The sequence below is a fragment of the Glutamicibacter arilaitensis Re117 genome (assembly GCF_000197735.1).
GTDB lineage: Bacteria > Actinomycetota > Actinomycetes > Actinomycetales > Micrococcaceae > Glutamicibacter > Glutamicibacter arilaitensis.
The window spans coordinates 3,651,147-3,673,116 of the sequence record NC_014550.1 but is presented as its reverse complement, the minus strand read 5'-3'; the positions used below and the strand labels follow the sequence as shown (position 1 = coordinate 3,673,116).

Here is a 21,970-nt window from a genome sequence, read left to right as displayed (position 1 = left end):
GCAAAAGACCTTCCAGATTTTTTAAACAACACAAGGAGCAAGAGAATGAACCCCTTCGACCGAACCGACGGCAGCTTCCTCGTCCTGGTCAACCAGTTGAACCAGCACAGCCTCTGGCCCGACTTCGCGCAGGTCCCGGCCGGCTGGACGCAGGTCTTCGGCCCGTGTGACCTGGACGCCGCCAATGACTACGTCCAGGAGCACTGGACCGACATCACCCCGCGGGAATCCGCCCAGTGATCCGATGGCTGCGCCGCCATGCAATCGACCTGGGTCCGCTGCGCAGCAGCCGGGCGTTCGCCCTGATCTTTTGGGGTCGACTGGTATCCATCGCCGGGATCGGCGTGCTGGGCACCGCGATTCCGCTGCAGGTCTACGCCCTGACCGGTTCGTCGGTCCACGTCGCCCTGGTCGCAACGGTTTTGGGTTTGGCAGGCTTCGCCGGGGCGCTGTCCGGCGGCCTGCTGGCCGACCGCTTGGACCGGCGCAAGATCATCCTGGCGGCCCGTGGCGCAGCCGTCGCCGGCTTCGCGCTGCTAGCGGTTAACGCCTTCGCCCCCGAGCCGATGCTGGCGGCATTCCATCTGGCAGCGGTCGTGGACGGGCTGGCCGGCGGCATCAGCGCCACCGCGCTGTCCGCCACGGTGCCGCGCACGGTGGAACCGGCCCAGCTCCCGGCCGCGAGTGCGCTCATGGCGATCAGCATGGATTTGGGCATGGTGCTCACCCCCGCCCTGGGCGGCCTGCTGTACGCGGCGGCCGGCCCGGGCTGGCTGTATCTCTGGGTCATCGTCGCCAGCGTGGCCAGCGTGGCCCTGCTCTGGGGCCTGCCCGAACTGCAGCCGGGCGGCGAGGTGCAGGCCGATCCGCAGCTCCGGCAGGCAGGGCTGCTCCCGGCCATCCGCCACAGCTGCGGGCAGGCATGGGCCGATACCCGGGAGGGGATGGCCTACGTGGCGCGCGACCGGGTGGTCGGCCCGATCATGCTGCTGGGTTTCATCCAGCTGCTGTGCGCCTCGCCCTACGTGCTGATTCCGGAGTTCGCCGAACGCCAGCTGGGGCTGGGACCCGAAGCCGCCGGCTTGCTGTATTCGGCGCCGGCCGCCGGAGCCCTGCTCGCCTCGCTGAGCAGCGGCTGGACCGGCCGGGTGCGGCCGGCCGGCCGGGTGCTGCTGGTGGTGCTGTGCGCTTCCAGCCTTGGCGTGCTGGCGCTGGGCCTGACAAGTTCGCTGCCGTTAGCGCTGGCGGCCATGGCCTTGACCGGGGTGGGGGACGTGCTGGCCGAAATTTTCCGTTACGCGATCATCGCCGGGCGCACCCCGGACCGGCTGCTTGGCCGGGTCAGCGCCGTGTGGAGCGCCCAGGGCACCGTGGGCGACACCTTGGGCGGGCCGCTGCTCTCGCTGCTGGCCAAGGCGCTCGGGCCGGGCGGAGCCATCGTTGCCGGCGGCGCGCTGGCCGCCGGCCTTAGCGCCGTGGTGGCATTGGGTGCTCGCGAATTGCGCGGGCTTAGGATCGAGCCCGAAACGCCCGAAGAGATCCTGGACGAGGAGGTTGGTCCCGGCATCCGGGCCGCCGAGGACCGCTAGGCGCGGCGCCGGCCCGTGCCGCTCATTGGCCGGGCAGCTTGCCGATGTCCAGGCGCTCGACCATCAGCGGCGCGGTGCAGGCCAGCGAGGCCACATGCCCGGCCCCGGCGTCCACCGGCTGCAGGTAGACCGGGCCGGAGTCCACGCCGGGTGTGTGCCCCGGGGTCCACCCAGCGGGCGGGCCCAGCGGGTCGGCGGAAACCAGAAAACTGGCCGGTTCAATGGTCAGCCCCACCCCCGCCGCCTTGAGCAGTGCCTCCTTGGCCGAGAACAAGGCCAGCCGCAGCGCGTCGGGGCGCGCCGCGGCTGCCACCGCTGCGCGCTCGCCGGGAGCGAGTACCGCGTCGTCGAACCCGGGGAATATTCCCTTGGCGCTCAGCGCCGGCCCGCGTTCAACGTCGACGCCCAGCAGGACGCCGGCGGGGGCCACAGCAGCCATGACCAGCTCCCTGGTGCGGGACAACGACACTGCGCGCCGCCGGTGGCGTGGCTGCCCATGGTCCGCGACGCCGCAGCCCGGACAGTGGCGGGTAATTTCCAGTCCACGTGTCGCCAGGGGCTCGGCGTTTAGTTCTCGGGCCAGCAGCAGACGCAGCAACGCTCTGGATGCGAGCAACGCCGCGGCATCGGCCGGGTCCTTGAAGGTGCCGGCCTTAGAGGCTTCGGGGCCCAGCAAACGCGTATAGCCGCCCAGTTCGGCGACCTTGTCCCGGACGTCGTCGACGGTGGCGGTGAGATAACTCAGGTACGCGAGGGGCTGCGGGGACGGGCGGGGATGATCTGCGGGTTCCACTCCTCAAGCCTACGGCGGATCCTGCCGTACCGGGCGACCCGCCCGGACCGCAGAAGACGAATAATTTCGAACACGCGGGATGATGTTTTTGGGTAAGGGTAGCCTATGGTAACGTTGGCCCAGGTGGCCTGCTCTGCCACCGAAGTTTTCGCTGGATTCGACAACTCCGAAAGTACTCGCACATGAAATTCACTCCACGCGCTCGTTGGGCCGCTCTGGCCTTGTCCCTGTCCCTGCTTGCCACCGGCTGCGCCGCCGGTTCCAACGCCAACGGCGAGAACGGCACTTCCGCCGCGGCGACGGCACAGAATGCGGATGGCTCCGTCACCGTCGATACCGCGTTCGGACAAGTCAGCATCCCGTCGGATCCACAGCGCGTGGTGGCGTTGGAGGGTGGCGCCGTGCCTGCCGTGGAAGCCGGCCTGACCCCGCTGGCCACCGCCGGCGACACCTTTGATGATTCCTTCGGCAACGTCGCGGACTATGACGCGGTAGAGAATCTCCCGAAAATCCTCACCCCGGACGGATGGGACTACGAGCAGCTCGTCGAGTTGAAGCCCGACCTGATGATCGGCTTCGTCCGCGGCGGCGACGACGCATCGCAGGAGCTCAGCTCCGAGAAGAAGGCCGAGTTCGAAAAGCTCAACGCCATCGCACCCACCGTGCTGATCCGCACCAACGGTTCCGCCGGCACCCGCGACGCCTCGGTGGCCATGGCCGAAATCCTGGGCAGCGGCGAGCAGGCCCAGGCGCAGAAAAAGGCCTACGAGGACAAGGTCGCTCAGGTGAAGTCCGATTACGCCCAGCAGCTGTCGCAGAACACCTTCGCGGCAGTGGACGCCTACGAGGACGTCACCGTCTACTCCAAGATTTCCTGGATCGGCAAGGTCCTGGACGATCTGGGGGCGCCGGCCGCCGAGGTGGTCAAGAACGAAGAAGCCGAAAACGGCGTGTTCCTTTCCTTTGAGCAGCTCTCCAAGATCGACGACGCCACCGTGGTCTTCTACCCGCAGTACACCGACGGCGCATCCGACGCGCTGGACACCCTTGAAGGGCAGGCCACCTGGACCTCGCTGCCGGCGGTCAAGGACAAGCACGCCTTCGGCCTGACCCACTTCTTCCCGGACAACTACGGCGCCGCCCTGCGTGTGGTCGAGCAGATCGAAGAATCGCTCAAGAGCCTCTAGCCACCACGTCACAAGGACCCCACCATGATTATCACGACCCATGATCCGGCATCCGGCGAAATCATCGCACCGGACGAGGAAAACGGCAAAAACGCCACCTATACCCATCCGCTTGTGCCCCGGCTGGTGACCGTCGAATCGGTTCAGCCGCTGGGAGCGCGCATGGTCCGCATCCGCGTGGCCGGCGAGGACCTGAAGTCGCTGCGCAGCGTCGCGGCCGAAGACCACGTCAAGGTGTTTTTCGACCGCGACGAGCAGGGCCGGCCGGTGCTGCCCACGGTGGTGGGCGACCGGTGGGTCGATGGACGCTCGATGACCAGCCGCGACTACACCATCCGGGACGCCAACCCGGCCGAGGGGTGGATGGACCTGGATTTCGTGCTGCACGAGCACGGGGTCGCCGGACGCTGGGCCGGCACCGTGCAGCCTGGCGAGCAGCTGGCCCTGCTCGGCCCGCGCGGCTCCTTCCGGGTGAAGGACGTCTTCGACTGGTATGTGCTGGCCGCGGACGAAACCGCCCTGCCGGCGTTGGCCCGATGGGTCTCCGGGCTGCGCGCCGAGGCGAAGGTCTTCGCGTTCATCGAGGTCAACGACGCGGCCGATGAGATCGTTCTGGACAGCCCGGCGCAATTGCAGCTCCGCTGGCTGCATCGCGGTTCCTCCCCGGCCGGGAGCACCGACCTGCTGGAGCAGGCGGTGAAAGCCCAGCCGCTGCCCGAGGGCGAGGGCTTCATCTGGGTGGCCGGCGAGTCGATGTCCATCAAGCCGTTGCGCCGCTATCTGAAGAACGATCTGGGGCTGGACCGCGACAACTGGGATGTCGACGGCTACTGGCGCCGCGGCCAGGCAGACCACGACCACCACCACGACGAGGACTAGCATGGCCGCCGGTCTGCACGACCGGGCGGTGGACCGGCGGGCTCGCAGGAGCCTGCCGGTTTTCGCGCTCTGCGCCCTGGTTTTGCTGCTGGCCGCCGCGGCCAGCCTGTTCTACGGTTCCCAGCCGGTGCCCGCAGCCGAGGTGCTGGCCTACCTGCGCGGCGCACCGGGGAACCTGGCCGAAGCCAACGCCTCGGTCATGGCCCTGCGGGTGCCGCGCACCGTGCTCGGGGCGGTGTGCGGCATCGCGCTGGGTGTCGCGGGGGCCCTGTGCCAGGCGCACACCCGCAACCCCCTAGCCGATCCGGGCCTGCTCGGGGTGAGTTCCGGGGCGGCCACCGGCGTGGTGCTGGCCATCAGCGTGTTCCACCTGGTGTCGCCCGCGCAGTACACGGTCTTCGGGCTGCTCGGAGGACTGCTCGCCGGCGCCGTGGTGCTCGGCCTGGCCGCGCGCATCCGGCTCGCCAACGCCGCCACCAGCCTAATTCTGGCAGGCACCATCATCACCGGGGTGCTCAACGCCGTCTCCAGCACCGTCGTGCTGCTGGACAAGGTCACCATGGACCGCTTCCGCTACTGGACCGTCGGCTCGCTCTCCGGGCGCGACGCCTCCGTGCTCTGGGACGTGGTGCCGTGGCTGCTCCTGGGGCTGCTGCTCACCGTGCTGAATGCTTCCTCGCTGGACGCGCTGGCGCTGGGCGACGACGTGGCCTCCAGCCTGGGCCGCAACGTCATCCGGGACCGGCTGATCGGACTGCTCGCCGTGGTAGTGCTCGCCGCGGCGGCCACCGCCTCGATGGGGGCCATCGCCTTCCTCGGCCTGGCCGCCCCGCACCTGGCCAAGCGGATCGCGCCGAGCGGGCTGCCCGGCGCGGTGGTGCTCTCCGGAATCCTGGGGGGTGCCATCATGCTGCTGGCCGACACCGCGGGCAGGCTGGTGCTGCCCACCGGCGAGCTGAGCGTAGGCATCATGCTGGCCATTCTCGGTGCGCCCCTGTTCATCGTGATTGCGCGCAGTTCGCGCCTGAGGAGTGCCGTTGACAGTCTCTGAGCTCATTCGTCCGGCGACCCAGGCGGGACGAGGCACCGCCCTGCCTTGGCGCTCCCTGCTGTGTTGGGGCATGTTGTCCGCCGCCGGTCTGCTACTGCTGGTCAACGCCCTGGGTCTGGGGCTGGACGTGCGCCTGTGGTGGCAGGTCGCCAGTGGCCAAGCCGATTCAGGAACCATGTTCCTGGTGCGCGACCTGCGCGGCCCGCGCGCCCTGGCCGCGATCGTGGTGGGCGTCGGCTTCGGCATCTCCGGTGCGGTCACCCAGGCGGTGCTGCGCAATGTGCTGGCCAGCCCCGACATCATCGGGGTGACCTCGGGTGCGAGCCTGGGCGCCGTTGCCTCCATTGTCGGCGCCAACGCGGTGCCCGCCATCCTCCTGCTGGGCCCCTGGCGGCTGCCGCTGTCGGCGACGCTGGGCGCGCTGCTGGCCGGGGCGGTGGTCCTGGCCGTCTCCTATCGCGGGGGCATCAGTTCCTTTCGGCTGGTGCTGGTGGGGCTGGGCGTGAACGCCGGACTGGGCGCCGGGGTCAGTTGGCTGCTGCTGCGCGCGGAGCTGCCGGACCTGAACAGCGCCATGGTCTGGCTCACCGGCAGCCTGTCGCTGGCTACCTGGGACCTGCTGTTCCCGGTGGCCTTGGTGGTTCTCGTGGCCGGCACCGTGCTGATCGGGCTGTGCGCCCGGTGGCTGGATATCCTGGAGCTGGGTGATGACGTGGCAGCGGCCCTGGGTTTGCGCGTGCGCGCCGCGAGTCTGCTGCTGTTGTCGCTGTCGGTGCTGCTGGCCGGCGCCACGGTGGCGGTAGCCGGGCCAGTGGGTTTCATCGCCTTCGTCGCCCCGCAGCTGGCCCAGCGGATGTTCGGGACGACCCATCCCACCCCCGGAAGGGCAGCGCTGACCGGGGCGGTGCTGATGCTGCTGGCGGATTTGATTGGACAGAACCTGTTCCCGGTGTTGCTGCCGGTCGGCCTGGTTACCTCCATTGCTGGCGCGCCGTTCCTGGTATGGATCTTGCTGGTGCTTTCGCGCAAGCGCAGCTGAGGCGCGGCCGGCCGCCTAGCACGGCGTCACATTCGCGCTGCCGCAAGGCCCGCAGATGACGCCGTCTTGCGTGGTGTTCCGCCGCGTGACGGGCGGGCCCCGCAGGCCGGTGGAACGTGCTTGAATCGGTGGCATCCCGGAGGCCAGGAGACCTGGCTCCACCACGCCGCAGCAAGCCTGCAATCCGCAGGGAGTGCTAACGCCAGGTTCGTTGGAGCCCGGAACTGCCGGAATCCCTCGGAAGTCCAAATCCAAGGAGCCCGATCATGACCGTCACCGCACTGCCCCGCGTCCCGTACACCGGCACCGCCCGCGACGCCGAACTGGAGCACTGGCGCGCCGTCGCCCGCCGGGTTGCGGACGCCCTGGCCGCCGACGCGCTGGCCCGCGACCGCGCCAACGCGCAGCCCTTCGCCGAGGTGCGGCTCTTGCGCGAGGCCGGGCTGCTGGACCTGCTGGCTCCCGCCGAATTCGGCGGTGCCGGAGGGCACTTCGAGACCGCCTTCGAGGTCATCCGCATCCTGGCCGCCGCCGACGGGTCGATCTCCCAGCTGCTGGCCTACCACTACATCAACCAGTCTTCCATCGCGTTCTACGCCCCGGCCGAGGCGCAGGCCGCCTGGTGGCGGCGCACCGTGGAGGAACGCTGGCTGTGGGGCGACTCGGTCAATCCGGTGGACCCGGCCCTCGTGCTGACCCGCGAGGGCGCCGGCTACCGGCTGAACGGCGCCAAGCGCTTCTCCACCGGATCCGGGGTGGGCGAGGTGATCGTCGTGAACGCCCAGGTCGAAGGCACCGGCGAGCTGCTGGCCTTCGTGGTGCCGCGCGATGCGCAGGGGCTGGAGATCGTCGACGACTGGGACTACCTGGGCCAGCGGCTGAGCGCGTCGAACTCGCTGGTGTACCGCAACGTGCGCATCGAGCCGGCCGACGTGCTGGGCCCGGTCACCGACGAGCCGGTCTCCACCCTGCTCACCCCGGGCATCCAGCTGGCCTTCGCCAATTTCTACGTGGGCATCGCGCAGGGCGCGCTGGAACGCGGCAAGCAGATCCTGCTGGGGCGCAAGAACGCCTGGTTCCTCTCAGCGGCGGAAACCTACTCGCAGGATCCGGTGTTCCAGCGCACCGTGGGCGAGCTGAAGGCCCGCACCGCCGCCGTCGCCGCCCTGGCCGAGAAGCTGGGCCGCAGGTTCGATGCGCTGCTCTCGCTGGCCGGCGCGGTCACCCAGCCGCAGCGCGCGGAACTGGCCGTGGCGATCGCGGAGCTGAAGGTCGTGGCCACCGAGGCCGGCGTGGAGGTCGCCAACCGCGTCTTCGAGGTCACCGGTTCCTCCTCCACCCAGAGCGGCGTCGGCCTGGACCTGTTCTGGCGCAATGTGCGCACCCATTCGCTGCATGACCCTGTGGACTACAAGAAGATCGAGGTTGGTGCTTACTTCCTGCGCGGAGAGTCCCAGCCGCTCTCGCTGTACACCTAAGAAAACTTCTCCCGGATTGGACTGAACGATGACTGCATTAGCAACTGGCACTCGACTCGCAGGACTCAAAGCACGTTTTGCACCGCTCTTCGCGCGCATCGCGCAGGGCGCGGCCGAACGCGACCGCACCGGCGAATTGCCCTACCAGGCGGTCGCGGACCTGGCTGCCGCCGGCTTCGGTGCGGTTAGGGTTCCAGAATCGCACGGGGGTTCCGGCGCAACTCTGCCCGAACTCTTCGAACTGTTCGTGGATCTCGCGGCAGCTGACTCCAATATCGCCCAGGCGCTGCGCGCGCACTTCGCGTTTGTCGAGGATCGGCTGGTGGCAGAGCCGGGTCCGGGGCGCGACAAGTGGCTGGCCCGCTTCGCCGCCGGTGAACTGGTGGGCAACTCGTGGACCGAGGTTGGAACGGTGAAGGTCGGGGACGTGATCACCAAGGTCACCCCGGACGGCAAGGGCGGATTCAAGATCAACGGCACCAAGTACTATTCCACCGGCTCGATTTTCGCAGACTGGCTGGACACCTACGCGGAGCGCACCGATACCGGAAAGCGCGTGATCGCCGCGGTCAACCGCCACCAGCCCGGCGTCGAACTGGCCGATGACTGGGACGGCTTTGGCCAGCGCACCACGGGTACCGGAACCTCCACCTTCACCGATGCGGTGGTGGCCGAGGAAGACCTGATCGACTTCGACACCCGTTTCAAGTACCAGACAGCGTTCTACCAGCAGGTGCTCCTGGCGGTGCTGGCCGGCTCCGCCAAAGCGGCAGAGCGGGACTTCGCCGCCGAGCTGAAGGCTCGCAAGCGGACCTTCAGCCATGCGGCGGCCAATGTGGCTGCCGAAGATCCGCAGCTGCTGCAGGTGATCGGAGAGGTCTCCGCTGCATCCTTCGCCGCCGCGGCAACGGTTCAACGCGTTTCGGCGGCGTTGCAGGGAGCCTACGAAACTGCGCTCGCGCTGCACGACGGTGATGTCACCGAGATAGAGGATGAGTCCGCGAACGACGACGCCGAGCTGGCCAGCGCTCAGGCGCAGGTGGTGCTGACCCCGCTGGTGCTCAATGCCATCACCCACGCTTTTGATGCGCTGGCTGCCAGCGCCACGAGCGTCTCCAAGAATCTGGACCGGCACTGGCGCAATGCCCGTACTGCCGGCAACCACAACCCCTGGGTGTTCAAGGCGCGGTTGATTGGGGACCTGGCGGTCAATGGCACCGAGCTTCCGCGCGTGTGGGCGATTGGAACCTCGATATAAGCTTCATGGTCTTTGCGGGTCCAGCATCCTTTGCCGATGCTGGGCTCGCAGTATTTAACAGTGCTGGCGTTGCCCGCAGAACGTCGTGAATGCGAAGATGTCCAGCATGAGTGGCTGGCAATTTTCTTTCGAGGACGGGCATAAGCCTCCTGTCCTCGGCCTTGACTGGACGCCGATTGACACCGTTGTTCAGCGGCTGGCACTGCTGCAGGTGCAAGCCCGTGGAACTGGCGAGGTGACCGCGGAACTACAAAGCTGTGTTGCCCAGCTTGAGCGGCTTATCGTGCTGGCCTTGGAACGCGGCGCCAGCCTCGGTCAGTTGGGCGAAAGAACTAGGGTGAGCCAGCAGGATCTGGCACGGGTCAGGGACACCGGACGACTTTACGAACGGTAATAGCCCGCTGCCCGCTGGCTAGACTGTGTGGGTGATCAATTACACCCTGCGCCAGCTGCAGTATTTCGTCGCCGTAGCGGAACTCGGCTCCATTTCCGCGGCGGCGAAGCAGTGCCATATTTCCCAGGCAGCCATGTCGCAGTCGATGGACGAGCTGGAACGTGCCGTCGGCTCTCAGCTGCTGGTGCGCCGCGGGGCTCGAGGGGTGGTGCTCACCGCTGTCGGCACCGACTTCCTGCTGGATTCGCGGGCGCTGGTGCGCCATGCCGAAGAGGTGCAGGACCTGATTGTCGAACGCCAGACCAAGCTCTCCGGTCCGATGGTGATCGGCTGCTATTCCTCGCTGGCCGCCTTCTGGATCCCGGTGATTTGCGAACGCTTCACCAATGTCCACCCGGACCTGCAGGTGACCTTGGTGGAAGGCGACGGCGCCGAGCTGCAGGAGCGCATGCTCAAGGGCCATCTGGATGCGGTGCTCACCCACACCCGCCACCTGCTGCCGCAGGTTTCCTGGCGCCGGGTGATGTCCGGCCGCCCCTATGTGCTGGTAGGCGGCAATCATCGGCTGGCGAACCGCAAATCCGTGGCGCTGGCCGAGCTGGCCGATGACGACTTCGTCTCCCTGGACATTCCCACGGTGCGCGATAACCAGCTGGTGAACCTGCGCATGTCGGGCCTGGATCTGAAGGTGCGCTGGAGTTCGCAGAGCTTCGAGGCCGTGCGCGGGATGGTGGCCCGCGGGCTGGGCTACACGGTTTTGGTGCAGCGCCCGCCGGTCAACCTGAGCTACGACGGGTTGCCGCTGTCGGTGCTGGAGATCGAGGGCGAGGTAGGGGTCAGCGACATCTGCGTGGCCTACACCGCCTCGGAACGCCCGAGCCTGCGGCTGCGCGCCTTCTTGGACTTCTGCGAGGAAACCGGAGCCGAGAAAGAGCGCGAGGCCGGCCGGAACCCATAGGTTCCAACCGGCCCCGCGCTCCAGGTACCGAGAGGCTAGTGGCTCATCTCCTCGGCTTCGAGGTCGGCATCGCGGCCTTCCTTGATGCCGCGCATTGCCAGCGCGGCCACGATGAACGCGGCGGCCCAGACGCCGCCGGCGATCCACAGCGAGCCGCCGCCCAGCAGCACCAGGCCCGCAACGATCATCGGGGTGAAACCTGCGCCCACGGTGGAGGAGAGCTGGTAGACCAGCGAGGCGCCGGTGTAGCGGATGCGCGTGGGGAACAGCTCGGCGGTGAACGCGCCGAACGGCCCGAAGATGAAGGCCTGGATGATGCCGTTGGCCACGAACAGCGCGATGGCGAACAGCCACAGCTGGCCCAGTTCCAGCATCCACATGATCGGCAGGGCGGCCACGGCGCCGGCGAGGATGCCGACCATCATGACCGGGCGGCGGCCCAGCTTGTCGGAGTAGCGCGAGGATACCCAGATGCCCACCACTGTCAGGGCGGCGCCGATGGCCTTGATGTTCAGCACCGCGGTGCGGTCCATGCCGACTTCTTCGACCACGTAGGAGATGGCCCAGACGGTCATCAGGCCCTGCACGGTGTAGGAGCTCATGCCTACCAGGGTTCCGCGGATAACGGACTTCGGGTACTTGGTGATGACTTCCATGAAGGGGGTCTTGCGCTCTTCGGCCTTGTCTTCCAGGGCCAGGAACAGTGGGGACTCGGTGACCTTCAGGCGGATGACCAAGCCGATGGCCACCAGTGCGATGCTGATCAGGAACGGGATGCGCCAGCCCCAGGCCAGGAACTGCTCATTGGGCATGATGGAGACGGCCGAGACCGCCAAGGTGGCCAGCACGGCGCCGGCAGGGCCGCCCATATTCGCGAAGCTCGCCGCGAAGCCGCGGCGTTCCTTCGGGGCGTGCTCCAATGCCATCAGCATGGCGCCGCCCCATTCGCCGCCCACGGCAAGGCCCTGGATGACGCGCAGGGTGATCAGCGCGATGGGGCCAGCATGCCGATCTGGGCGGTGGGAGGCAGCAGCCCGATCAGCGTCGAGGCGCCGCCCATCATGGCCATCGAGGTGATCAGCACGCCCTTGCGCCCGATCTTGTCGCCGAAGTGGCCGAAGATGATGCCGCCCAGCGGGCGGGCCAGGTAGCCCACGGCCAGGGTGGCGAAGGAAGCGAAGATTGCCACGCCCGGGGTCAGTCCCACGAAGAAGACCTTGTTGAAGACCAGCGAGGCCGCGGTGGCATAGAGGATGAAATCGTAGAATTCGATCGCGCTGCCGATGAAGCTGGAAGCCAGGATCCGGCGCATCTGCGGGGAGTTCAGCGAGGGGACCAGCACCTGTGCCTCCATGCTGGTGCCGTTATTCAAGGTGTTGCTCATCGTGCTGCCGCCATTTCACTAGTGACGCGGGAAAAGGATATCGTGTCCAGGTCGTTGGGCACCAGGTAGTTGCCGGAGAATTTCTCGGCGTGGGCCTCCCAGACTTCCAGGGGCGTGGTTCCGGGGACCAAGTGGTGCAAGGCAAGGGTGCGCGCCCCGGCTTCGTGGGCAATCGCGATTGCCTGTTCCGGCGAGGTGTGCGATGCGCGGTGGTGGTCCATCGAGGCCTGGGCCTCCAGGGTGCCAACCGAACCGTAGGCGCGTTGCACCCAATCGAAATCGATGGCCTCATGCAGCAGCAGGTCGGTGTCCTGCGCGAGGGCTACCAGGGTCTGGCATGGTGCAGTGTCCCCGGAAATGGTCACCGAGCCTTCGGCGGTGTCGAAGCGGAAGGCGAAGGCCGGAGCGATGGGCGGGTGCTTGACCAGTGTTGCGGTCACCGTGACCAGCTCGTCGCGGTAGATCTCGAACGGCGCGAAGCCCTCGGGCGTCGGGTTGCCATTGGGGTGGTACCCGGTGCCAGCCGGGATCGCGATGTCCGAGGCGATGAAGTGGTCCAGCGGCGAGGGACGCAGCGCGTCGATCACGCGGTCGTTCAAGTCCGTGGCGTAGGCCTGCATCAGGTGCTCGAACATCGAGGCGGTCCCGGGGGTCGGGTTGCGCGCGAAGACCGGCTGCGGGGCGGTGGCGGCGCGCGGGGACGCTGGCGGCAGGGCGCCGCGGTCGCCCGGGCCGATGATGGAAATCGGAGCCTTGCCGGCCGGCAGGGTGAACATCCCGAAGATGGCCAGCGAAGCCAGATCGATGGTGTGATCGGAGTGCAAATGCGTGAGGAAGATGCCGCGCAGGTTCGCTGGGGTGAATCCTGCCTTCATCAGCTGGTTGCCCACGCCGGTTCCGGCATCCACCAGGTAGACGCTCTCGCCCACGACTACTGCGGTGGAAATCCCCGCACGCTTGCCAGCGTTCTCGCCGGTCCACCAGCGTGGTCCGCCGGCGGTGCCCAGCGTAGCGACGTGGGGATTGAGATTGGTGGAGGCCATGGAATGCGCCCTTTCTTTGGTTCAAGTGCTGCATTCCATTCTTATGCGCTGGATCACATTCGTAAAACTGTTTTTATCAACCAACTAAATAGGTTTAGCCGATAATCGGTTGGGTATGCTCATAGCAACGATGCAAACCAAGGAGGGTCATGGCCGAGCCAGAACGCAGCCGGATTTCACGCTGGCTATTGCCGCAGGGCAGTGAACCTGACCCGCGCTTCACCCTTGCCAACGAGCGCACATTCTTGGCCTGGATCCGCACCTCATTGGCATTCCTCGCGGGCGGCACAGCGCTGGAGGCCTTCGCCGCAGAGGCCTTCCCGTCGCCAGTTCGCACCTGGCTGGCGGTGCTGGTGATCGGCGTCGGCATCCTGATTGCCGCCGGTGCAGCCGTGCGCTGGGTCCGCGTGGAACGCAGCATGCGCACCGGCCGGCCGTTGCCGATTCCCGCCATTGTCCCGCTGCTGGCATTCGGTGCCGTGGTGGCCTCACTGGCAGCGATCGCCATGATTTTCTGGTCCCTCAGCTCGTGATGAAAGAGCCCATCGAGATCAGCGACCCGGGGTTGCAGCCAGAGCGCACCGTCTTCGCGTGGAACCGGGCAATGGTTTCATTTCTCGTGGTCTCGGCCGTTTTCCTGCGTTGGCTGCCGCACTACGGCATCGGCATGATCCTGCTGATCGCGGTGTCCTCGTCGATGGCTCTGGGGATCCTGCTCTCGCAGCGTGCGCGCTATCGGCGCATGGCCCTCGGGGTCAAGCACGAGAAGGTCCAGGCGGACGTGGTGGCGGCGCTGATGACCACGCTGGCGCTTTGTGCGCTGGGCGGATATGCGCTGTTCCTGGTGCTCGGCCCGAACTAGCGGCTGCGTGCCGGTGAGGGGCGAAAGCAGTGGAAAATCACCGGGATCCATTTGCCGCCAGCGGGCGTACAGTGGAACTACCGGTTCAGCTCGAATTCGCCGTAAAAGGGGATGATTCGCGATGCAGGCTGACGTTAGATTCAAGATGCCGTTCAATTTCGCCCAGGTGGTGATTGCGGCTTTCGGAGCCATGTCGCTGAGCGTCTTGGCCTATTTCATTGCCAGGGTCATTGGCGCATCCATGGAGTACTCCGGCGGCTTGTTCCAGAACCTGGACTTCATCCACATCGTGCGTTTCACCGCCCCGCCGATTCTCGTTCTCGGGTTCCTGACCTTCTTGATCGGCCGGGCCAAGCCGGGATTCTGCCGTATCGCCCAGGTGATCGGCGTTGCGGCCGTTCTGGCCTCTGCCGTGGTGCAGTGGTTCTTCGCCGAGGACTGGGGGACCGCATTGACGGTGACGCTTATGCACCTGGTGGTCGCGGCGTCCTGGTATGTCGCGGTGAACTACTCGAATAGGAAGTTCAACGAGATCGCGGAACTGGACGGGCTGCGAAACTCGCAAAGGAGCGCCTGAAGTAGGAGTCACCCGCGACCAGCCGGTTGTTTGACCGATCAGTGAAGCCAACTCTTCCCTCTGAACCTCCGAGAAGTTGGTGTGCATGTGAGTGGCAACGGTCGAGTCTCCGCGTTGAAGAATTTTCGCGCTTGTGAGACGGACCCTGGCGACTACTGCATTTCAAATGATCTGGGTAGACCTCTTCAGCGTTGGGGGAGAGGACGCTTGGGATAAACGGGGCAGACGATCCATGAGTCATGTTGGGGGCGGATGGACCAGCATCACCCTGCCAGCCTTTGCCAACAATTACAGACGATTCAATGGCACGTGAAGACGATCCATGAGTTGCCGTCGATGCCGACTACCGAATAGGGCGATTTGGTACTACTAATCCGGCGAGTCGGGCTGTCCTCTCTCAGAACATCGCTTACACCCTGACTCACAACATCGCTTACAGGATGTATCAGCACATCGCTGACAGGTAGCAAGACATGCTGGCAGGCCCCTTCTGGTCAGCGATCAATTTGATAATTAAACGTGTCAAATTCATTATCGGCGTCGATACGCCGCCAAATCATCGAGTTCGATCCGGGCCTGCCAGACTCCTTGAGTATCTCGCAGTTCTGCAAGGAACTGGGAATCAGCAGACCCTCCTACTACAAAGTCAAAGAGCGATTCGTTGCCGAAGGGAACAAAGCACTCAACCCGCACTCCAGAGCCCCGAAAACAGACCGGCGCATCTACAGCGACCAAACCAAAACCACGGTCCTACGCATCCGCAAGCGACTGGCCAAGGACGGGTGGGACAACGGGCCCTTATCTATCTGGTTCGAAAGCCTTGATACTCAGGAGTTCGGTGAGCTACGCCCCTCGGTGGCCACGATCGGCAGGATCCTTGCCGAGGCCGGAGCTACCAAGCGAAACCCGCGCAAACGCCCCCGTAAATCATGGCTGCGCTTCGCCCGTTCGCATCCGATGGAAATGTGGCAGATCGACGGACTGGAATATCGATTGTTCGACCAGGACGCGACCAAGGCGATGATCTATCAGCTCATTGATGACGGCTCCCGATTCGACGTGGGTACGCGGTGCTTTGAGCAAATGGAGAACGCGCAAGATGCGATGGAAACGCTCAAGGCAGCGTTCGCGGAGTATGGGGTGCCGCAACAACTTCTCAGCGACAATGGTGGTGCTTTCAATCTTTCTCGGCAGGGCCTGGTGAACCAGACTGAAATATTCTTGGCTAGCGTGGGCTGCGAAGCGATTACGGGCCGGTTCAGTCATCCGCAAACGCAAGGCAAGAACGAACGCAGCCATAATACGTTGACCCGGTTCCTCGACGCGCATGCACCACATAACCTGGCGGAGCTTTCCACGTTGTTGGAGCAGTATCGGAATCACTATAACCACCGTCGGCGCCACCAGGCGCTGAAAGTGGGGCACACGTATCTGACGCCTGCTCAAGCGTGGGAAGCCGGTGATCATCGTGGTTCGGATGGCGTGGCCATCGATATTGCCCGGATACAGGCCAAAGCCCAGTCGTACTTGGACAAGGCTCTGGCCGTGAAAGCCGATTTGGTTCCGGAGGGCGTAGTGGATGATGGGCTTCAGGTGTTGGGACGTACGAAGGTTGAAAACTACACCGGTAGCCCCAGCGTACTGACGGATCAACGCGATGATGTGATCCAGATTCGACGGACGAATCCGCAGATCTATTTTCGTGGCCGTGTTTTCAAGGTGCCAGCTCACCTGATCGGTGAATACCAGCTGGTCTTGAGCAAGGATGCTTATACGCTTTACAGCACTGTTGATGGTGAGCAATCACTGTCATTTCCGTTACCGGTCAGGCTGCATTCCAGTGCGCGTTTGGTGCCGTTGTGGCAGGTGTATGGAGCCCGGATCAGGGATCCGAAGCCGGCCTGGACTCAGAAGCGGATCGAGTATGAGGACATCTACTATTCGTCTGACGTCGCCGTTTCCTAGCTAAGGAGATTCGTTGCGCACGGTGTCAGCGATGTTGTGAGTTTGGTTGTCAGCGATGTGCTGATGCCGCGTGTCTACGATGTCCTGAGTTTGGTTGTAAGCGATGTGGTGAGTTCGTGTGTAAACAAACTACCGAGTGATTACATCCGGCGAGTCGGGCCGGCGAGTCATCCGGCGAGTCGGGCTCTCATCACTCGGTACCGCCATTTCGGCTAGCTAATGCCGGTAGGCAAAAAAGAATCGCTTAGCTCATACATGAATTAAGCGATTCTTTTTTGCAAGAACTCGCTTCTTGATACTGCTCGTTGTTGATGTTTCGACGTAGCCACGATGATCGAGACAACAGCGCCGGCTAATGGAACCAGGACAATCAACAGGGCATAGATCAATTTTGATCCGCTTGACAGTCGAGGACTACGAGCAATGAGAACGAAAGCAGTTGCTAGCAGCGCTAGGTAGAGTGCGAAAACGCCATAAGACAAAGCTTGCATTTCCCATGGAACTACAGGGTTGACGTTCATATGGTGTACCTCCTATGAATGAACTGCTCTAGCTGAAGTTTTTCCGACCTGTAGCTGCAACCATACCTCCCATGAGCCCAACCCAGCGGTTACTGTGGAAGTTGCTTGCACCATAGCGGGATTGGTGAAGCCGCTACCGCTTGACGTTTTCTGGTTCAACACCAAATCTGGACGCGTGCAAGTGGCGACGAAACACTGCTGGCTTGCGTTGCCACGGTAGGTGATGGACGACATTCCTGAGTTGAACTTGTAGCTTGCGACAAATGAAACTGTGATGCTGCCAGACCAAGTATGGGAAACGGTGCAAGTGCTGTAAGTGACATAGCCACTTCTTGAGCTGTATTTGCAGCCTGTGATCGCCGCTGCGGGCGTTGCAACCGGGGTGCCCCCAACAGAGGCTGCGGCAGCAAGCGAAGGATCTACGGACTTCAGTGTGCTTGCCTAGAATGATCCATCGGCGAAACGTTCGATGACTGTTAGCTGACCCGCTACTTACGATTTCTCTGTTTTAACGGGTTTCTTTCCGGGGTTCTGCTGCTATCGGATAAACCATGATGTGGCGAATATTCTTTTTCATACCAGCCCTTTCGTTTTTTCCAATTGGTCACTTGGAACAGGAAAGACAAACTTGTGCAACGCCCACCAGCGGAAGAGCATCGCGAGTAGAGTCCCAACGATCGGTCCCGAGATGAAATCTGAGACTTCCTGTTCGAAGTATGAGACCAGAGGGTAGTGCCACCCTAGCACCCACCTGGAGATATACAAGGGTGCTGTATTTATTGCAATTGCTGCAATCGAAATACATAAAAAAGCTGGAGCTTGGAATCGTTTACGCTTAGATGTGTTCCTATCTTGAAAGGTGAATTGCCGCGTAAGTATAAACGATACGACCGTAGCAACTGAATTTGCTATCAGGAAAGCAGTGGTTGGGTGTTCGAGGAGCACTGTGAATTTCAAAGCATAGTTAACTGGCTCTTCAGGATTGAGAGTGTAGCCACCTAAAACCAACACCCGGGATCCCGGGCATGTCGCCAAAACGCGAAAAAGTCGAGGTCTTCCAGAAGAATGGAAGTTTCCACACAAACATTCTTGAAAGACCTCGACGTTGCTCAATTCTACCTTCACCGAACCAGACCTCACCACTTTCACCGGACTTGATGGCTTAGGACTCACCGCAATTGGGCAGTACCTGGGCGCAGCGAAAGCCGAGATCCTCTGCCACGTCACCACCCCGAACCCGTGGTGCCGCACCTGCGGGGGCGAAGGAACACCGAGGGATACCGTCACCCGCAGACTTGCCCACCAACCCTTCGGTTGGCGTCCGACCGTCCTGGTCATCAAACACCGACGCTACCGCTGCGGCCACTGCCAACGGGTGTGGCGTGAAGATCTGTCCAGAGCTGCACCGGAACGCCAGAAAATCAGCAGGACCGGCCTGGCCTGGGCCTTGAACGGTTTGGTCTGCCAACACCTCTCCGTCTCACGGATCGCCGAAGGCCTCGGCGTCACTTGGAATACCGCCAACGACGCAGTGCTGGCTGAAGGCCAACGCCTGCTGATCGATGACCCTGCACGGTTTTCCGGCGTCAAGGTCTTAGGCGTAGACGAACACGTATGGAGGCATACCCGCACCGGCGACAAATACGTCACCGTCATCGTGGATCTCACCGCCGTGCGCGATGGCACCGGCACCGCACGCCTGCTGGATATGGTTCCAGGAAGGTCCAAAGCCGTATTCAAGACCTGGCTGGCCGGACAAGACGACCAGTGGAAGCAGGGCATTGACGTGGTCGCGATGGACGGGTTCACCGGCTTCAAAACCGCAGCTGCCGAAGAGCTTCCCCACGCGGTGGAGGTCTTGGATCCGTTCCATGTCGTCAAATTGGGTTCCGAGGCCCTGGATCAAACCCGGCAGCGGGTCCAGCGCGGACAGCATGGCCGGCGGGGACGCAAGGATGACCCGCTGTATAAGTGCCGTCGGATCTTGACCACGGGGCTGTCCTTAGCCACTGACAAGCAGAAAGCCAAGCTTGAGGACCTTTTTACGGCGCCGGAGTATGAGCCGGTTCAACTGGTCTGGAGCGTGTATCAAAAGATGGTGGATGCCTACCGGCAACCGAAACCAGAGATCGGGCGGTGGGCGTTGGAGCAACTGATCAACGGGGTTGGCTCAAAGGTCCCGAAGGGGTTGCCGGAGCTGAAGAAGCTCGGTGGCACCCTGCGGCGGAGGAAGACGGACATCCTCGCGTATTTTGACCACGTCGGCAGTTCAAATGGGCCTACTGAAGCCCTCAATGGCCGGTTAGAGCATTTGCGGGGTATCGCGTTGGGGTTCAAGAATCTGACGCACTATATCGCACGGTCGTTGCTGGAGACTGGCGGGTTTAGGCCTTGGTTACACTCTCAATCCTGAAGAGCCAGTTAACTGCTAGCGTCAGGACGAAACAAAACCCGCCGACTCCAAGGAATCTTACTAGTCGTATGATCACGCTTTGATTGTTAGACATTCATACCCGCTGATTATGGTTGGTGGAGATTTAAGCTAGACGTCAGTAGTTCAGCTTACTGTAATTTGTGCAGTGTCTGGCTTAAATTGGTGTTATGTGCTTCTGTCATTTGCTTTCGCTGATCACTAGCTCGTGGCGTAGTTTCGACGGTTCTGGCCTATGCGTGTTGCAAGAATACTGAAATTCGCGGGCGTCTATCTGAAAGTTTGTTTAAGAGCCCGCGCCAATAGGGAACAACCCGTCTTTAAGGCTTTCGAATAGGACTTGCATCCGAGCGTTGTGTCACCCACGCTTCCCCGATCAGCCTGCGGATCACGATGACACTGTTGGCGAGGCTGATCAACGCGTCAATGACCCGGATCTTGCGCTCGGTGCAGATCGCCAATTTCTTGAACCCGCGGTTGTGCCACGAATTTGTTCGTTCCACCACCCAACGGATCCCAGCTTGCAGGGGTTCGCCCTTGGTGCTGATCTTCCAGTCACAACCTAGCTCGGTGAGCAGGTCTCGTGTTTTACGGCTGCCGTAGCCAGCATCCAGGTGCACGGTGATCTGCTCTGGCAATTGGTAGCCGAAACGGGCAAGGCGTTCGAGGGTGGGACGCAGTAACAGGGAGTCATGCCGGTTCGCGCCCGCGGTGACGCAGCCGATCGGGATGCCTTTCCCATCGGTCATCAGCGAGCGTTTGGTGCCTTGTTTGCCGCGGTCTGCCGGGGATTTTCCGGCGACTTCGCCGCCGCACGGCGCTTTGACCAGGCAACCGTCGATGACGAGGTTTTCCAGGTCCAGTCTGATGATCCGGTCGTAGGATTACAGGCAGATCTGCTCCAGGTCGCGGAATATCCCTGAGGCGATCCATTCGTCGCGGCGCCGTCGGATGGAAGTGGCCGAGCAAGTCGTGTCACTGATTTTCTCGTAGGCCGCGCCCAGGACGAGGACCTGGATGAGTTTGTCGAAGATGATCCGGTCGCTGATCCTTGGCTTGTGGCAACCCCAGCGGGTGGGTGTGCGCCCGGTCGGGGATCAGTGCTTCGAATTGACGCCAGAGGGGCTCGATGATGGGACATGGTAGGGCAGGCACGTGATTTCCTGTGTCAAACGTTTTCTTGATCGAAATATGTTTAATACTGTCCGTGCCTGCTTCACTGCTTGATGACGTGTCTGACTTGGTTAAATACGCTGACTTTGAATACTTGCTGGGGATGTTGCTCACCTATTGGCGCGATCTCTTAGATGATCTAGCTGGACCCATCGGCGGTGCGGCAGAATGCCCAGATCGATTGCGGAGTCTTTGTCGGCGCAGAGTCCATCAATGCATCCAATGCTGACAGCGTAAGAAACGCCAGCAGAGGCGGAGGGGGCTACCTGAACTATCCGGAGCCAAGCGAAATTCCTCCGGATGCTCTGAACTTGATGGCCAAGGGTCGGGGATGCTGGTTGGGGAGGAGGCGGTCAGCATTCAGGCTTTCCGCCTACCTCAAATAGTTATGATGTACATAAAGTGTCCATGTAAGTAGGCTTGGCAACTATGAACCTTTAGAGCCTAACTTCTACGAGATGATCTTCTACTATATTCTCCCCACTCTTGTCGTGGTCGCCTTGGCGGTATTTGCAGTCAAGGCATACAAAAATTCGAAGAAGCCATCCAAGGGTCAGAACGCCGAAGGGCTCGATCCCATAGATCGGTGAATCTTTACTGCCGCACGGGATCTGCTGGTAGATGCCAGCAGCATTCGACTCGCTGCGCCGATCTCCTTGCCCGCGCCTTGGGCCTTGGTTGCGTTCCATACGTGCCGTCGACCCGGAACCAGGATCGTGCGGTTAGCTGCCCGCTGAACCGCCGTCCGGAGTTGAAAACATATAGCTATGCTAAGTGTCGCGGTTCTCACGGGTTATTGAGAGCCGCGGCACAGGCGGTCAGGAATAGAATGGTTGAGAACTTTCAACAATTCTAGGAGTGCCATGACGGCTCAGGGACAGCCCAACAGCCCATTCAATTTCATCCAGGTGATTATCGGGGCGCTGGGCACCAGCTACCTGAACGTCATCATTTTCTTCCTGGCTGGCGCCGCTGGGGCATCCCGCAGGATCGGACCTAATCCAACCGATGTTGTCGCTTTTGACCACCTGCTGCAGTTCACGTTGATCCCAATCCTGTTCTTCGGCCTGGTGGTCTTCCTGATCGGACGGGCAAACAAGGGCATCTGCAAGATCGCGCAGTGGATTGGCCTGGCCATCGCTGTCGTGTCGATCGCCTTCCCGATCATGAACGCAGCGGATGCCGCTACCGCCGTGGGCCTGAGCCTGATCCATATCGTGACCGGTATCGGCTGGTTCTTCTCCGTGCACTACGGCAACAATAAGCTGCACGTTCCTTCCAAGGACGTTGCGCTCGCCTGAGCCTGATGCGCAAAAACCTCGCAGAACGATCAGCAATGATCAGCTCTGCGAGGTTTTTGCGTTAAGCGGCTGTGCCGCAGTGGTGCC

General features: G+C 62.9%; 21 protein-coding genes and 1 pseudogene. 16 read left to right on the top strand and 6 right to left on the bottom strand.

The genetic code is table 11. The annotated features are described in order from the left end of the window. The first annotated feature begins 45 nt into the window (after window positions 1-45). Both AARI_RS17535 and entS read left to right on the top strand, forming a co-directional pair. The gene (locus AARI_RS17535; protein WP_013350576.1) at window positions 46-240 is read left to right on the top strand and encodes an MbtH family protein; all 195 of its coding nucleotides are present in this window, start codon (window positions 46-48) and stop codon (window positions 238-240) included. Then, window positions 237-1,589: an enterobactin transporter EntS gene (gene entS, locus AARI_RS17530; protein ID WP_013350575.1), complete on the top strand. Its 1,353-nt coding sequence runs from the start codon at window positions 237-239 to the stop codon at window positions 1,587-1,589. Before AARI_RS17535 ends, entS begins: the two co-directional genes overlap by 4 nt. Before the next feature lie 22 nt (window positions 1,590-1,611). Here the strand turns inward: entS and AARI_RS18855 are convergent, their stop codons facing one another. After that, on the bottom strand, window positions 1,612-2,382 hold the full coding sequence (locus AARI_RS18855; protein ID WP_013350574.1) for a 4'-phosphopantetheinyl transferase family protein: 771 nt from the start codon (window positions 2,380-2,382) through the stop codon (window positions 1,612-1,614). Window positions 2,383-2,564: 182 nt separating this feature from the next. On the opposite strand from AARI_RS18855, the gene AARI_RS17520 reads away from it, so the two are divergent. From AARI_RS17520 to AARI_RS17485, 8 genes are all read left to right on the top strand, one after another. Further along, on the top strand, window positions 2,565-3,569 hold the full coding sequence (locus AARI_RS17520; protein WP_013350573.1) for an ABC transporter substrate-binding protein: 1,005 nt from the start codon (window positions 2,565-2,567) through the stop codon (window positions 3,567-3,569). Window positions 3,570-3,593: 24 nt separating this feature from the next. Beyond that, window positions 3,594-4,448: a siderophore-interacting protein gene (locus tag AARI_RS17515; protein WP_013350572.1), complete on the top strand. Its 855-nt coding sequence runs from the start codon at window positions 3,594-3,596 to the stop codon at window positions 4,446-4,448. A 1-nt stretch (window position 4,449) separates the two neighbouring features. After that, a complete protein-coding gene (locus tag AARI_RS17510; protein ID WP_013350571.1) occupies window positions 4,450-5,499 on the top strand; it encodes a FecCD family ABC transporter permease in 1,050 nt (349 codons plus the stop codon). 70 nt (window positions 5,500-5,569) lie between these two features. Next, window positions 5,570-6,538 (top strand): FecCD family ABC transporter permease, encoded by a 969-nt coding sequence (locus AARI_RS17505; protein WP_049862693.1) that lies wholly within the window; start codon window positions 5,570-5,572, stop codon window positions 6,536-6,538. Window positions 6,539-6,804: 266 nt separating this feature from the next. After that, a complete protein-coding gene (locus tag AARI_RS17500) occupies window positions 6,805-8,016 on the top strand; it encodes an acyl-CoA dehydrogenase family protein (protein WP_013350569.1) in 1,212 nt (403 codons plus the stop codon). A 28-nt stretch (window positions 8,017-8,044) separates the two neighbouring features. Continuing rightward, entirely contained in the window at window positions 8,045-9,274 is a 1,230-nt protein-coding gene (locus AARI_RS17495; RefSeq protein WP_013350568.1) for an acyl-CoA dehydrogenase family protein, read from the top strand. 106 nt (window positions 9,275-9,380) lie between these two features. After that, entirely contained in the window at window positions 9,381-9,668 is a 288-nt protein-coding gene (locus tag AARI_RS17490; RefSeq protein ID WP_013350567.1) for a hypothetical protein, read from the top strand. A gap of 31 nt (window positions 9,669-9,699) precedes the next feature. Then, complete coding sequence (locus AARI_RS17485) at window positions 9,700-10,626, top strand: LysR family transcriptional regulator (protein ID WP_013350566.1); 927 nt, start codon at window positions 9,700-9,702, stop codon at window positions 10,624-10,626. A 35-nt stretch (window positions 10,627-10,661) separates the two neighbouring features. Here the strand turns inward: AARI_RS17485 and AARI_RS17480 are convergent, their stop codons facing one another. From AARI_RS17480 to AARI_RS17475, 3 genes are read right to left on the bottom strand one after another with little or no spacing between them, the layout of a single operon-like run. Further along, entirely contained in the window at window positions 10,662-11,582 is a 921-nt protein-coding gene (locus tag AARI_RS17480; protein ID WP_231849410.1) for an MFS transporter, read from the bottom strand. A gap of 29 nt (window positions 11,583-11,611) precedes the next feature. Further along, entirely contained in the window at window positions 11,612-12,010 is a 399-nt protein-coding gene (locus AARI_RS20200; protein WP_226910583.1) for an MFS transporter, read from the bottom strand. Beyond that, the gene (locus tag AARI_RS17475; RefSeq protein ID WP_013350565.1) at window positions 12,007-13,053 is read right to left on the bottom strand and encodes an MBL fold metallo-hydrolase; all 1,047 of its coding nucleotides are present in this window, start codon (window positions 13,051-13,053) and stop codon (window positions 12,007-12,009) included. Before AARI_RS17475 ends, AARI_RS20200 begins: the two co-directional genes overlap by 4 nt. Window positions 13,054-13,202: 149 nt before the next feature. Here AARI_RS17475 and AARI_RS17470 point away from each other — a divergent pair, with 149 nt between their 5' ends. The 4 genes from AARI_RS17470 to AARI_RS17455 all read left to right on the top strand — a co-directional run bounded on the left by AARI_RS17470 (window position 13,203) and on the right by AARI_RS17455 (window position 16,457). Beyond that, complete coding sequence (locus AARI_RS17470; RefSeq protein WP_013350564.1) at window positions 13,203-13,586, top strand: YidH family protein; 384 nt, start codon at window positions 13,203-13,205, stop codon at window positions 13,584-13,586. Then, window positions 13,586-13,915: a DUF202 domain-containing protein gene (locus AARI_RS17465; RefSeq protein WP_013350563.1), complete on the top strand. Its 330-nt coding sequence runs from the start codon at window positions 13,586-13,588 to the stop codon at window positions 13,913-13,915. The genes AARI_RS17470 and AARI_RS17465 overlap by 1 nt, the downstream gene beginning before the upstream one ends. A 121-nt stretch (window positions 13,916-14,036) precedes the next feature. Continuing rightward, the gene (locus tag AARI_RS17460; RefSeq protein ID WP_013350562.1) at window positions 14,037-14,492 is read left to right on the top strand and encodes a DUF6069 family protein; all 456 of its coding nucleotides are present in this window, start codon (window positions 14,037-14,039) and stop codon (window positions 14,490-14,492) included. 519 nt (window positions 14,493-15,011) lie between these two features. Next, complete coding sequence (locus tag AARI_RS17455) at window positions 15,012-16,457, top strand: IS481-like element ISAar22 family transposase (RefSeq protein WP_013348684.1); 1,446 nt, start codon at window positions 15,012-15,014, stop codon at window positions 16,455-16,457. Between the two features lie 1,094 nt (window positions 16,458-17,551). Here the strand turns inward: AARI_RS17455 and AARI_RS20470 are convergent. After that, the gene (locus tag AARI_RS20470) at window positions 17,552-17,989 is read right to left on the bottom strand and encodes a GtrA family protein (protein ID WP_407637063.1); all 438 of its coding nucleotides are present in this window, start codon (window positions 17,987-17,989) and stop codon (window positions 17,552-17,554) included. A gap of 94 nt (window positions 17,990-18,083) precedes the next feature. Here AARI_RS20470 and AARI_RS17445 point away from each other — a divergent pair, with 94 nt between their 5' ends. Then, on the top strand, window positions 18,084-19,391 hold the full coding sequence (locus tag AARI_RS17445; protein WP_013349741.1) for an ISL3-like element ISAar20 family transposase: 1,308 nt from the start codon (window positions 18,084-18,086) through the stop codon (window positions 19,389-19,391). A gap of 338 nt (window positions 19,392-19,729) precedes the next feature. Here the strand turns inward: AARI_RS17445 and AARI_RS17440 are convergent. Next, a pseudogene (locus tag AARI_RS17440) lies at window positions 19,730-20,564 on the bottom strand (IS5 family transposase). Between the two features lie 881 nt (window positions 20,565-21,445). Between AARI_RS17440 and AARI_RS17435 the strand changes: the two are divergent. Next, the gene (locus tag AARI_RS17435; RefSeq protein ID WP_013350559.1) at window positions 21,446-21,883 is read left to right on the top strand and encodes a DUF6069 family protein; all 438 of its coding nucleotides are present in this window, start codon (window positions 21,446-21,448) and stop codon (window positions 21,881-21,883) included. Window positions 21,884-21,970 lie beyond the last annotated feature (87 nt).

What these genes read in the sequence shown, in the direction of transcription:
- AARI_RS17535 (WP_013350576.1), top strand. Translation starts at nt 46, where the DNA reads ATGAACCCCTTCGACCGAACCGACGGCAGCTTCCTCGTCCTGGTCAAC.
- AARI_RS17520 (WP_013350573.1), top strand. Translation starts at nt 2,565, where the DNA reads ATGAAATTCACTCCACGCGCTCGTTGGGCCGCTCTGGCCTTGTCCCTG.
- AARI_RS17515 (WP_013350572.1), top strand. Translation starts at nt 3,594, where the DNA reads ATGATTATCACGACCCATGATCCGGCATCCGGCGAAATCATCGCACCG.
- AARI_RS17510 (WP_013350571.1), top strand. Translation starts at nt 4,450, where the DNA reads ATGGCCGCCGGTCTGCACGACCGGGCGGTGGACCGGCGGGCTCGCAGG.
- AARI_RS17505 (WP_049862693.1), top strand. Translation starts at nt 5,570, where the DNA reads ATGTTGTCCGCCGCCGGTCTGCTACTGCTGGTCAACGCCCTGGGTCTG.
- AARI_RS17500 (WP_013350569.1), top strand. Translation starts at nt 6,805, where the DNA reads ATGACCGTCACCGCACTGCCCCGCGTCCCGTACACCGGCACCGCCCGC.
- AARI_RS17495 (WP_013350568.1), top strand. Translation starts at nt 8,045, where the DNA reads ATGACTGCATTAGCAACTGGCACTCGACTCGCAGGACTCAAAGCACGT.
- AARI_RS17490 (WP_013350567.1), top strand. Translation starts at nt 9,381, where the DNA reads ATGAGTGGCTGGCAATTTTCTTTCGAGGACGGGCATAAGCCTCCTGTC.
- AARI_RS20200 (WP_226910583.1), bottom strand. Translation starts at nt 12,010, where the DNA reads ATGAGCAACACCTTGAATAACGGCACCAGCATGGAGGCACAGGTGCTG.
- AARI_RS17475 (WP_013350565.1), bottom strand. Translation starts at nt 13,053, where the DNA reads ATGGCCTCCACCAATCTCAATCCCCACGTCGCTACGCTGGGCACCGCC.
- AARI_RS17470 (WP_013350564.1), top strand. Translation starts at nt 13,203, where the DNA reads ATGGCCGAGCCAGAACGCAGCCGGATTTCACGCTGGCTATTGCCGCAG.
- AARI_RS17465 (WP_013350563.1), top strand. Translation starts at nt 13,586, where the DNA reads ATGAAAGAGCCCATCGAGATCAGCGACCCGGGGTTGCAGCCAGAGCGC.
- AARI_RS17460 (WP_013350562.1), top strand. Translation starts at nt 14,037, where the DNA reads ATGCAGGCTGACGTTAGATTCAAGATGCCGTTCAATTTCGCCCAGGTG.
- AARI_RS17435 (WP_013350559.1), top strand. Translation starts at nt 21,446, where the DNA reads ATGACGGCTCAGGGACAGCCCAACAGCCCATTCAATTTCATCCAGGTG.